Source organism: Stenotrophomonas sp. FSL W7-1447 (assembly GCF_037966425.1).
GTDB lineage: Bacteria > Pseudomonadota > Gammaproteobacteria > Xanthomonadales > Xanthomonadaceae > Stenotrophomonas > Stenotrophomonas pavanii.
The window spans coordinates 2,708,712-2,720,704 of sequence record NZ_CP150199.1 but is presented as its reverse complement, the minus strand read 5'-3'; the positions used below and the strand labels follow the sequence as shown (position 1 = coordinate 2,720,704).

General features: G+C 65.2%; 7 protein-coding genes. 2 read left to right on the top strand and 5 right to left on the bottom strand.

Going from position 1 to position 11,993, the window contains the following annotated elements:
• Positions 1-36 precede the first annotated feature (36 nt).
• The 4 genes from NSQ78_RS12835 to NSQ78_RS12820 are packed head-to-tail and all read right to left on the bottom strand — an operon-like array spanning position 37 to position 4,444.
• Positions 37-1,473: an efflux transporter outer membrane subunit gene (locus NSQ78_RS12835; RefSeq protein WP_064238694.1), complete on the bottom strand. Its 1,437-nt coding sequence runs from the start codon at positions 1,471-1,473 to the stop codon at positions 37-39.
• Positions 1,470-2,354, bottom strand: a complete 885-nt coding sequence (locus tag NSQ78_RS12830) for a biotin/lipoyl-binding protein (RefSeq protein ID WP_064238693.1) — start codon at positions 2,352-2,354, stop codon at positions 1,470-1,472. Before NSQ78_RS12830 ends, NSQ78_RS12835 begins: the two co-directional genes overlap by 4 nt.
• A gap of 1 nt (position 2,355) precedes the next feature.
• A complete protein-coding gene (locus NSQ78_RS12825; protein WP_049469594.1) occupies positions 2,356-2,565 on the bottom strand; it encodes a DUF1656 domain-containing protein in 210 nt (69 codons plus the stop codon).
• A 4-nt stretch (positions 2,566-2,569) separates the two neighbouring features.
• Positions 2,570-4,444, bottom strand: a complete 1,875-nt coding sequence (locus NSQ78_RS12820) for an FUSC family protein (protein WP_080473140.1) — start codon at positions 4,442-4,444, stop codon at positions 2,570-2,572.
• 166 nt (positions 4,445-4,610) lie between these two features.
• On the opposite strand from NSQ78_RS12820, the gene NSQ78_RS12815 reads away from it, so the two are divergent.
• The gene (locus NSQ78_RS12815; RefSeq protein WP_064238692.1) at positions 4,611-5,405 is read left to right on the top strand and encodes a helix-turn-helix transcriptional regulator; all 795 of its coding nucleotides are present in this window, start codon (positions 4,611-4,613) and stop codon (positions 5,403-5,405) included.
• A 34-nt stretch (positions 5,406-5,439) separates the two neighbouring features.
• Here the strand turns inward: NSQ78_RS12815 and NSQ78_RS12810 are convergent, their stop codons facing one another.
• The gene (locus NSQ78_RS12810; RefSeq protein WP_064238691.1) at positions 5,440-6,261 is read right to left on the bottom strand and encodes an alpha/beta hydrolase; all 822 of its coding nucleotides are present in this window, start codon (positions 6,259-6,261) and stop codon (positions 5,440-5,442) included.
• 353 nt (positions 6,262-6,614) lie between these two features.
• On the opposite strand from NSQ78_RS12810, the gene NSQ78_RS12805 reads away from it, so the two are divergent.
• The gene (locus NSQ78_RS12805; RefSeq protein ID WP_223224777.1) at positions 6,615-11,420 is read left to right on the top strand and encodes an RHS repeat-associated core domain-containing protein; all 4,806 of its coding nucleotides are present in this window, start codon (positions 6,615-6,617) and stop codon (positions 11,418-11,420) included.
• Positions 11,421-11,993 lie beyond the last annotated feature (573 nt).

Sequence of the window (11,993 nt, the reverse complement as noted above, 5' to 3'; positions counted from 1 at the left end):
ACAGATCGGGGAGCGGCTGCGGCTGCGAAGACGATCTCAGCGGGCCGCACCAACGGCGACGGCACCTGCAGCCCAACCGCCCCCCAGTGACAGGAACACATCCATCTGACGGTCGACCCGCTGCGCGCGCGAGGCGGCCAGTGCGGACTCCGCATCTGCCAGCGCGGCCTGGGCCGAAAGCACATCGAGGAAATCGATCCTGCCGTAACGGTACAGTTGCTGTGCCTGCCCGGCGGCCCGCTCTGCATCCCCACGCGCCTGCGCCAGGCTGCGCTCGCGTTCAAGCTCCTGCGTGCAGGCAGAAAGCGCGGTCTCGGTCTGGCGCAGGGCCTGCAGCACCACGCCGTCGAAAGAAGCAAGAGTGGCCTCTGCATTGGCGCCGGCCGCCGCGATGCGGGCCTTGGCCACGCGGCGGTTGGGCCAGTGCCATGAGAGCAGTGGCCCGACGCTCACCCCGAAACCGTCGGCCGAAAGCAGCTGACGCCGCGTGCCCGCTGTACCGAGAGACCCGCCGAAGGTGACCCGCGGATAAAGGTCTGCGGTCTCTACGCCGATCATCGCCGTGGCCGCCGCAAGGCTGCGCTCGGCGGCACGTATGTCGGGGCGCCGCTGGAGCAGCTGCCAGCCGTCACCGACCGGCAGCGCCTGCTCCAGCTCAGGGGGCTGGGGGCAGGCTTCCGCCCCCCTGGGATAGTCTGCCGGAACCCTGCCCATCAGTGCGGCCAGCTCGAACAGTGCGGCCTGGCGCTCCGCCAGCAGGTGCGGTACCGCCGCCGCGCTGCGGTTGACCGCGGCGCCGGCACGGCTGACATCGAAGTCCGTTCCACGCCCGCCTGCAGCCAGGCGACGGGTTGCCTCCAGCGTGGCGTGCTGTATCGCCAGCACCTGTCGGGTTGCAGTGAGCGTGTGATTGCGGGTGCACACCTGGAGATAGGCCCGGGTGACGGCCGCAGCGACGACCACGCGGACCTGGTCCCGTGCCGCAGCGACGGCCTCCGCGTCCGCGTTGGCGGCTTCGATACCGCGGCGGATGCCACCTGCAAGGTCCAGTGGATAGGAGAGGTGAAGGCCCAGCACATACGACTGCGGCGCGGCCGACGCCTGGGTGTAGCCACCGGCATGGGTGAGCGTGCCCGATGCATCCATGTCGGCTTGCACGGCCCCGCGCGCGCGGTACTCCAGCACGGTGGCGCTGGCGCGCCGGAGGTTGGCATCGGCGGCGCGCAGATCGGTATTGGCTACCAGTGCTTCGCCTACATAGGCGTCAAGCTGCGGGTCGCCATACAGCTGCCACCACCGATCCGGAGGCACGTCGCGGCTGAACGATGCGTCCTGGCCCGAGATGAACGGCCGCGCCGCCTGGGGAGAGGCCGCGACGGCATTCGCAGGCAGGTGATAGTCGGGGCCGGAGACGCAGGCCGTCATCGGCAGCAGCAGGGCAAGCAGCCCACCACGCACTGTTCGCACGCTCACTTGCAGGCTCCCTGTACCGAGGGCGTGATGGTGACACTCGCGGTGCGACCCACGGTCAGGCGGGTATCCGCCGGCGCATCGTCGATACGGATGCGTACCGGGATGCGCTGGGCCAGCCTGACCCAGGTGTAGGTCGGTGCCACGGCAGGCAGCAGGTTGTGCGTGCTTGAGCGCTGATCGTCGGCGATGCCGGCGGCGATGGTCTCCACGTGTCCGCGGACATCGCGGCTGTCGCCCATCAGCCGCGCCACCGCGGCATCGCCCTCGGTGATGCAGCCCAGCTTGGTTTCCTCGAAGTAGCCCTCGATACGCAGGCTGCCGGTGTCGATCAGCGCCAGCGCCTGCGCGCCCGGTTGCAGGTAATCGCCCGCATGCAGGTCCAGGTTGGTGACGATGCCGTCGGTGCTCGCGCGCACCTCGGTGCGTTGCACGTTGAGCTGGGCAACGCGCTGTTCGGCCCGTGCCTGCGCCAGGGCGGCCAGCTCGGTGTCGACCTTGGCCGCATTGCGTTCGCGTGTTTCCGAGGCGACCAGGTTGCCCAGTGCGTTGTCCCGCGTCGATTCACGGCGGGCCAGCGCCAGCGTGGCGCGTGCGCTGCTGACCGCTGCGTCGGCCTTCTCAAGTGCTGCAGCGAAGCGCGGTTGATCCAGCACCAGCAGCAGTTGTCCGGCGCTGACCCGCTGGTTGTCGTGCACCCGCACCTGGGTCACCAGCCCCCCCAGGTCTGATGCAACGCGCACCACATCGGCGCGCACCCGCCCGTCCCGCGTCCACGGGCGCATTTCGTAACGACTCCAGAGGGAAAGCGCGGCGACGGCAGCAAGTGCGCACACGCCCAGTGTGGCGCTCCAGCGCCCGATGACAGCAAGCAGGTGTTTCATTTCATTTCTCGAGCAGGGGCGCGAGCCGGATCATCAGCTCCGCCAGGATCACGAACAGGGACAGGCCCACCAGAGGCCGCGCGGCGAACCACCGGTACAGGCCCAGGCTGGCGAGCAGACGTGAGGTCAGCACCGACAGCACCAGCGCGGCCACCGCCACGGCGAGCAGTGCTGGAATGAGCACCCCATCAATGGAAAGATCAGAAAGCATGAGGTCAGTGCCGATGGGTGAGCGCGGGTACCAGCAGGTCGCGGCGCAGGCTGCAGAGCAGATGCAACAGGTGATCCCGATCAGCCCCGCTGCGGGCCGTCGCGGCCTCGTGCATGCGGTCCAGCAGTTCCAGAAGATGGATGTCGACACTGCGTGCCGAGTGGGCGCGTACCCTGAAATGTGCAGCGATGCGTTCGACCAGTGCCGCATGAAGCGCCCGGACCTGCGGGTTGTCCTGGCACTTGTCCAGTGCGCGGAGTTGGTTGGATGCACGTACCGCGCGCACGTCCGCAAACAATGCCCGCAGGTCGTCTGCGGCACTGGAACCGCCCCGCAACCGGGGAGCGAGCTGCCCGATTCGATCCAGCATGCGGCTGAGCCAGGCCCGGGCCACGCCGCCTTGTCCGGCGGCGTGTCGTGCGATGTCCCGACGGATCGAACGCTCCAGCCGAGCGCGGTTGCGGCCCGCATCGGCGGTCTGGAACAACTGCATGCTGCACAATGCCACCGTCGTACCGATGAACAACGCAACGCTGTTGTTGAGTGCGCCGACGACTTTGACCGTATTGGTCGCACCCAGGCCGGCGATGAGCGGAAACGTCAGCACCACGCCCAAGGCGGCCATGATGAAGGGTGGTCGGCCCAGGAACGATCCGCACAGCAGCAGCACCGGCGCGAGCGCGGCAATCAGGCCGGTGATATCGGACAACGCGGGGAAGATCAGCAGACCGTAGAGCAGGCCGACGGCAACGCCGATCGACGACCCCACCAGATAGCGCATGACATGCGGCGCAGGCGCTTCGATCGTGCCGAACAGCACGCACGCCGTGCCGATGATGGACACCGCCGTGGCGCCCTCCGACCAGCCGGTAACGATCCACAGCACGCAGCTCAGCAGGATGCCGACGAACGCGCCCAGCGCGCTGCGCAGGGCAAGCCGATGATCCCGGTGAAGTACCGCACCCTGCGCATGTCGGGCAAGGCGGGCAGGTACATGCCGGCGCCAGTCGGGGCGGGCAGCGCATAGTTGTGCCTGCAGCACGCGGCAGTCGGCGTGGGCGAGGTCGAGCTCGGCCTGTTGCGCGGCGAGGCCGGTCTGCATCAGCTCGCGCCAGCCAGGCGAATCCATCGCGCTGGCCTGTGATGAGCGCAGCCGTGCGAGGGAATCTTCCACCGCGCTGGAGAGCATCAGTACATCCAGCATCCGGTCATGCAGGGCACGCAGGATCTGCACCTGGGCCACGCCGTGGGCGCTGTCGAAGGGCAGGTGGATCGACAGCACATGCAGCTCGAGCAGGTCGGCGGCCACTTTCGAGCGGTCCGTCGCCAGCACCGTGTCCGATGCACCGGCGCGCATGTCGCGTGTCCATCGTTCGGCATCATCCAGCACGGCAGCAACCCGCGCGTGCACGCGCATCGAGACCCGGCGCGGCAGCACCAACGCATGTACCAGCGTGGCGGCGATGATGCCGATGGAGATTTCCTGCACCCGCGTGATGGCAATGGTGAACACGTCTGCCGGCACCATCACCGCAGGAAACCCGATCAGGCTGGTGGTATAGCCGGCCAGCAGGAACGCGTACGCACGTGGCGTGCGGTCGAGCATCGCCAGGTACAGGCACAGCGCCATCCAGGTCGCAAGCGCGGCGCTCAGCACCAGGGGTTCATTGGCGAAGCGTGGCACCAGCACGACGGTGGCGACGGCCCCGCCCACGGTACCGAGCAGGCGGAACAGGCCGCGGCTCAGTGTTGCCCCGGAAAGGGGCTGCGACACCAGATAGACCGTCCCGATCACCCAGAATGGGCGATTCAGGCCGATCCGCAGGGAGACATACAGCCCCAGCGACGCGGCGAGCAGGCATTTGAGCGAGAACAGCACCGCCTCCTGGTCGGTCCTGAGGGCAGGGCTTTTCAATCGGGCGAATGCCTGGAACAGGTGGGGAAGGAAAGGTGTGGGGAGGTGCATGCGGCTCATGCTAGTGATCGGCCGCACTGGCGAATTTCGCTACAATGACAATCAATCGCTAAAACCGGTCAATGTGAGAATGGCTCGCATTTCGCTCCCCGGCTTTGACCTGGACCCGGACGAGACCGATCGCCCGGCGGTTGCCAGCCGCCTGCAGGTGGCCGAGCACGACGCGGAAATTCCGGTGCATGAGCACCGCAAGGGCCAGTTGATTCTTGCGCTGCATGGGGCGGTGACCTGCGAAGTGGCCAATGCGTTGTGGATCGTGCCGCCCCAGTGTGGCGTCTGGATCCCGGGCGGCATGCCGCACAGCAATCGCGCCACCGCCAACGCGCGCCTGTGCTACCTGTTCGTCGAGCCCGGCGTCGTCGACCTGCCGGCGCAGTGCGTGACGCTGGCGATCTCGCCGATGCTGCGCGAGATGATCCTGCACTTGGCCGACGCGCCGCTGGACTACCCGCATGGCAGCCACACCGACCGGCTGGCGCGGGTGTTGCTGGACGAGCTGGTACAGATGCCGGCCGAGCATCTGTCGCTGCCGGTCAGCCATCACCCGAAGGTGCGGGCGTTGGCGGCGGCGTTGTCGGCGGATCCGGCAGACCGCAGCACCATCGGCCAGTGGGCCGTGCGCCTGGCCCTCGGCGAGCGCACGTTGACCCGGCTCATCGAACGGGAAACGGGCTTGTCCTTCGGGCGCTGGCGGCAGCAGCTGCATCTGCTCATCGCCATTCGTGAACTCGCCGGTGGTGCACCCGTGCAACGCGTTTCCGAGACGCTGGGCTATGAGTCGGTGACGGCCTTCATCACGATGTTCAAGAAGGCGCTTGGCCTTTCCCCGACGCGCTATTTTGCGGTGCGCCTGCGGGGGCAGTAGCCGGGACAACCCGGAAGGCGGTTGCCTGGAACGGCTACTTCAAGGTGCCGGAAACGGATTGAATCGCGGCCACCACCGCAGCAGGATCCTCGCGCTGGAGGGTGTGCCCGGTCGCCAGGTAGCGATGCGTGCCGCGCGTGAACCCCGAGAAGAGCAGGGCGTGCTGTGCCTTCCAGAGCGCCTTGCCCCCTGCGGTTTCCTCGAAGAACAGCGGCTCGGCAGCCAGCCGTGTTGCAGTCAGCAGCGCCACCGGCACGTCCGGCATCGTGCGCGGGGTTTCCGCACCGGGTGCATCCAGTTGTTCGGTCAGCACGGCGTAGTCGGCGGCCATGGCCGGCGGCAGCATCGCGCGCAGCCGGGCATCATCTGCCTGCACGCGGGCACTGTCGGCCTGCTTGAACGCATGGCGCTGACCCATCGTGGCCGGGTCCACCAGCACCAGGCCCTGCAGGCGCTCCGGATGGCGGCGTGCGAACTCCGTGGCCAGTAGGCCGCCATAGGAATGACCCACCAGCACCACGCGGCGACCGGGAGCGAGCGTATCGATCACGGCTGTGAGGTCGGCCAAATGCCCATCGATGCGCTTGGGGTGACCGTCGCTGCCGGACTTACCGAGTCCTGCACGGGCGTAGGTGATGCTGTGGTAGTCGCGCCCCAGACCGGCAACCACCTCCTTCCAGGCGCCCGCGCCCTGCCCGAAACCGGATTCAAAGACCACGGTGATCGGGCCGGCCCCGGTCTCTTCGGCCTGCAGCGCGTAGGCGCCGCGATCCACCTGGATTTCCCCTGCGTGGGCGGTGCCCGCAGCGGCCATCATCGCGGCCAGCACCCACAGTGTCACTAGGCTGCTCTTCATTGCCATTCCCCTAGGCCGTGCGTGCCAGCCCTTGCGATGGGTCAGGTCTGCAGCGGAGTGCCACAGCCTGCCGACCTCGCGACATGGCGTGCTGGTAATGTAGTGAGGTATAGCACCGACTCCCTGTGCAGGAAGTCATGGGGACGGAGCGTAGACCGCTGAATGGCGTTGGATGCTTGAATCTGTGATCGGTTACGCGACTCCACACTTGAATGTGCAAGCGTCCTCAACGATAAAGGCGGCATGTGGCACTGCCGCATTCCGGACCAGGGACGATCCGAAGCATGACGCGGGGCACAGCTCCGCGTTCTCGTTCCCGCCGGCGCTGTGTTCGTCCAGGAAGGAGAACAGGGATGTTGGAACCACTGAAGACCATTTCGTGTGCCGTGCTGGCGATCGTTGCCGTTGGCTGCTTCGCCCCCGCAGTGGCACAGGCGCAGGAAAGCAAGATCACCTGGCGCATTTCACAGCCCGGCGGCAATTCGACGCAGTACAAGACCCAGCAGCAGGCGGTGCAGGCGATCAAGAGCCTGCCCGCACCCAGTCCATTCCCGCCGGAGTTCCAGTTCGGCTGGCAGTCTGTCGACAAGATCAAGTCGAAAGTTGTGGACTTGAACGGCAATACGTCGATCACCTACTGGATGGGGAAGTCGCAGCCCTCCGACCCGGACTGGTCCTACATCGGGCGTGACATATTCCCGACGGAAGAGGCGATGGTGGCCGATCTTCTTGCGGACCAACAAGCCAGCAATCCCGTGTGCCCCGGGGCGGCGGTCACTCCTTCTGGCGACTGGTTTGCAGCTTCGCCCGATCAGGAAGGTGTCATCGAGTCGCGCTACTACGATCTGACTTCCATGGCTGGCAACAACACGGCTGAATCACCCTGCACGCCGTACACCGGAACGGTGGCGGTCGCGCGTACCCGGCGCTTGAACTGCCCGATTCCCCTCACACAGTGGTCCAACAAGCACAACGCCTGCGTCAGCGAAGAATTCGTTGCGACCATCACATCGAAGTCGCAGAAGTGCGATAAGGACGGCGGCAACGGTAGCTGCCCCATGTCCCGCAACGATACAGCGGTGAACATGAGTCCGATTCCCGACAAGGACCCGGCCTCCAACGGCGGTACCTGCGACGGTAATGTCGGCAACCCATGTGATGTTAAAACGGGCGAGAAGTACGAGATCGCGCCGGACTTCGATCTGGGCTGGATCGCGCTGACGCGCTTCTATCACTCCGGCATCTCGACCTCATCCGGTGGCTTCGGTTATGGCTGGACCCATTCGCTGGGCGCCCATCTGGCACTGGATGGCGTCGACAGCGTGGGCATCATTGAAAGTACTGGTTTCCAGCGTGCATTCAAGAAGATCGGCCAAGCCTATGAGGCGGACGACGACAGTGGTGACCGTCTGGTCCAGAACGGCAACTGGACACTGTACTCGGCGGGCTCCATCTCGACCTTCGGCGCGGACGGACGTCTGACCGCCAAGCGCTTCCCGGATGGCACGTCGCTGACCTACATCTACGACGACAACGACCGCCTTGCGGCCGTTACCCACAGCAGTGGCCGCACACTGGAGTTCGTCTACCAGTCCAACGACTATGAGGCGCTGATCAGTTCGGTGCTGGTCGAAGGCATTTCGCTCGCCACCTACACCTACACACCGCAGAACCAGGTCGCCACGGTGACCTATGCGGGTGGCGGTGTGCGCACGTATCACTACGAGAACCAGGCTTTTCCCCAGCACCTGACGGGTATCACCGCCGAGGACGGTCGCCGCTACAGCACCTTCACCTACGATTCCATCGGCCGTGTGATTTCCAGTCAGCATGCCGGCGGTGCCGATGGCGTGACACTGGCCTACAGCCCCAATGGTGGTGCGGTGGTGACCGACGCGCTGGGGCGGCAGACCGACTACACCCTGACGCCCGGCGGCGATAGCGCTCCGTCGCGCAAGGTGACCGGCCTGACCGATTCGCAGGGAACCGTCAGCCGGACCTACTACGACCAGAGTGTCGACTTCCGCCGGCGCCTGGATACCTACACTGATCGTCGCGGCATCCAGACCAAGCACACCTATGCGCAGGGTACCGATGCGGTGAGCGGCCGTGCCGTCAGCATCCATACCGTGACCGAAGCGGTCGGCTTGCCCGAGCAGCGTGTGGTGACCACGGCGCGCGACGTTGAAACCAATGCGGTACTGACCACCCGGATCGGCAATCGTGAAACCCGAACGTCCTTCAATGGCCGGCGCCAGCCGACAACCAACACGGTGACCGACATCGCGTCCGGTCAGACGCGAATCACCAGCTACACGTATTGCGAAGCTGCGGACGTGGCTGCGGCAGGGAGCTGCCCTGTGGAAGGGCTGCTGAAGAGCGTGGATGGTCCGCGCACGGATGTGGTTGATGCCGTTACCTACGCCTACTATCCGGCGGATGATGCGGGATGCGCGACCAGCGGTGCCTGCAGCTATCGCAAGGGCGACCTGCGCAGCGTGACCAATGCGCTGGGCCAGACGGTCGAGACTCTGGCCTACGACGCGTTCGGTAGGCCCTTGTCGGTCAAGGATGCCAACGGGGCTGTGACCGACTACACCTACCATGCCCGCGGCTGGCCGACCTCGGTCACCGTGCGCGGTGCCGCCACAGCCGAGAATCGGGTCACCCAGATCAGCTACTGGCCGACCGGCCAGGTGCAACAGGTCACCGAGCCTGACGGCAGCAGCGTTACCTATGTCTATGACGCCGCCCAGCGGCTGACGGATATCGCCGACAACGCCGGCAACACCATCCACTACACGCTGGACAACGCCGGCAACCGCCTCAAGGAAGACACTCTGGATACTGGCGGTGCCCTGCGTCGCACCCTGGCACGGACGTTCAACACGCTCGGCCAGCTGACCGCACTGAAGGACGCGAGCAATCACGCCATCGGCTTTGCGTACGATGCGAACGGCAACCCGCAGACCGTGACCGACGCCCTGCAGCGCGTGACCAGCCAGCAGTACGATCCGCTCAACCGACTGGCGCAGACCCTGCAGGATGTCGGGGGCGTGGCGGCGGAGATCCGCAGCCAGTACAACGCGCTGGACCAGGTCACCCAGGTCACCGACCCGAAAGGCCTGCATACGACCTATGCCTACAACGGGTTCGGTGACCTGACCGGGCAGGTCAGCCCGGACAGTGGCGCCAGCAGCTTCACCGTGGACGCCGCCGGCAACCGCAAGACGGCCACCGATGCACGCGGCGTCACCGCCACCTATCACTACGATGCGCTCAACCGCCTAACCGGCGTCGCCTATCCGGATCCCAATCTGGACGTGGGCTACAGCTACGACGTGGCGCCAGCGGCCTGTGCCGCCGACGAGCGCTTTGCCAAGGGACGCCTGGGGCAGGTGCTGCACGCCAATGGCAGCACCCAGTACTGCCATGACCGCTTTGGCCAGGTCACCCGCAAGGTGCAGACCGTCAATGGTGTCGCCAGCACACTGCGCTATGCCTACAGCAAGTCGGGTCGCCTGAGCGCGTTGACCTACCCCGACGGAAGCGTGGCCGACTACGTGCGCGATACCCAAGGGCGCATCAGCCAGATCGGTCTGACCCGCCCCGGCCAGGCGCGCCAGATCGTGGTGAACAACGTGACCTATGCGGCCTTCGGCCCGGCGACCGGCTGGACCTACGGCAACGGCCGCCAGCTGCAGCGTCCGCTGGATCTGGATTACCGCCCGCAGGCCGTGCATGACCCGGCCGCCGGTGGCCTGTCGCTGGGCTATGGCTACGATCCCGTCGGTTCGATCACCGAGCTGAAGAACGGCACAGGCTCAACGGTGCTGGCCAAGTATGCCTATGACGCGCTGGGTCGCCTGACCCAGACCCAGGACGGCACGACCGGCACCCCGATCGAAACCTATGCCTACGACGCCACCGGCAATCGCACCGCGCTGACCACCTCGGCAGGCACCGCCAGCTACACCTATCCCGCAACCAGCCACCGGCTGACCGCAGTGGATGGCGAAGCGCGCAACCATGACGCTGTGGGCAACACCACCCGCATCGGCAGCAAGACCTTCACCTACAACGATGCCAACCGCATGAACGCGGTGAAGCAGGGCAATGCGGTGTTGGAAAGCTACGGCTACAACCATCGTGGCGAGCGCGTACTGCGCACCCCCGCCGCTGGCGCAGCGCAGATCACGCTGTACGGCGAGGCTGGGCAATGGCTGGGCAACTACGCGGCCACGGGCGAGGCGCAGCAGCAGGCCATCTGGCTGGACAACTACCCGGTGGCACTGATCAATGTGCCAAGCACAGGTGTGCCAGAGCTGGCCTACGTCCAGCCGGATCATCTGGGTACGCCGCGCGTGGTGATCGATCCAGTGCGTGATGTCGCGATCTGGGAGTGGAGCAACAAGAGCGAGGTGTTCGGCAACCAGATTCCGAGTGCGGATCCGGATGGTGATGGCCTGCCCTTTCTATTGGCTCTCCGTTTCCCAGGGCAGCAGGCGACCGATGCGAGCGGCTTCTTCTACAACTCGCAGCGAGAGTATGACCCTGAGGTTGGACGGTATTCTCAGGCCGATCCGTTGGGATTGAATGGTGGCATTTTGTTGTATCTCTATGCGAGTGCGAGGCCGGTCGCTTCGATGGATCCATTTGGGTTGCTGGATTGGGAGTTGAATCCGGTTGCATGGAAGAGGGGAACTCGAAATGGCGACATGACTGCGACGTACCCGGGCGCACCGACATCTGAATTCAGGGCCAATACGCTTGCTCGGACGACCATGGAATGGACTATCAGCCCTAAGTGCAATTGCGATGCTGCGGGCCACTATCTTGAAGAATATGCCGTTGGCCTCACCCCCACTGTGCTGATGCGCGACCGATATGATTCCCCTGCCATCAGGCGTTCGACGATTCGTGACGAAATGGATCATGTCGGAGACCTGCAGGGCTGGGCCGAAAATGCAAGAGCGGCCGCAGAGCGATTCGAAGCTAGTATTGGCGCAAACCGGTATCAGAGCGCGCAGGAATGTGAGGTGCAAAGTGCTGCCGCAATGCAGAGCCATTTGTCGGAGAGCATTCTTCCTGCGGTGATCAGGTCAAGGCAACAGTGGGATGATAGTGGCAAGCATCGATTGATAATCAGGGGGCGGTGAATTGAAGAACGTCGCGCTTTTCCTAGCGATCGCACTGAGTAGTGCGGCATGTTCCACACTTGATGGTCACAAGGTCTGCAGTGAGGCCCAGATAAGGTATGTCGAATCGGCTTCAGTTGCCGAATCCAGGGTTGGCAGATTCGAGGTGACACATATGTCTGGTCCCGCAATCCGGATTGCGCTCGACGGTCCTGACGGTCATGTCGCTGCCCGGAGCGCGGTCACCGAGCAGAGACAGAAGGGAAGCCCAAGTTGGAAGATTTTCAACCCGATCCTTGAGGAGGTTGCTGGCCCCACCCGGAGTCTGCGTGTCAGTCGCGGCAAGCCGCAGGTAGTATTGTTTGATGCAAACGGTCTCTTCGTTCCCGGGCAGGCAGATGAACATAAGGAATACTCAGTAGTGTTTCGCGACATCAATGGATGTGACTACAGGTCTGAGCCTTTCACCCCTTGATTCCGACTGCCGGGGGCGAGGCTTGGGCTGTTTGTGGCGGGTTCAGGAATCCGTAGCGGGATGGCCATGCGCGTCGAGACGGTGGCGCATGGACGTGGCGGATTCCGCGAGGCCGCGCC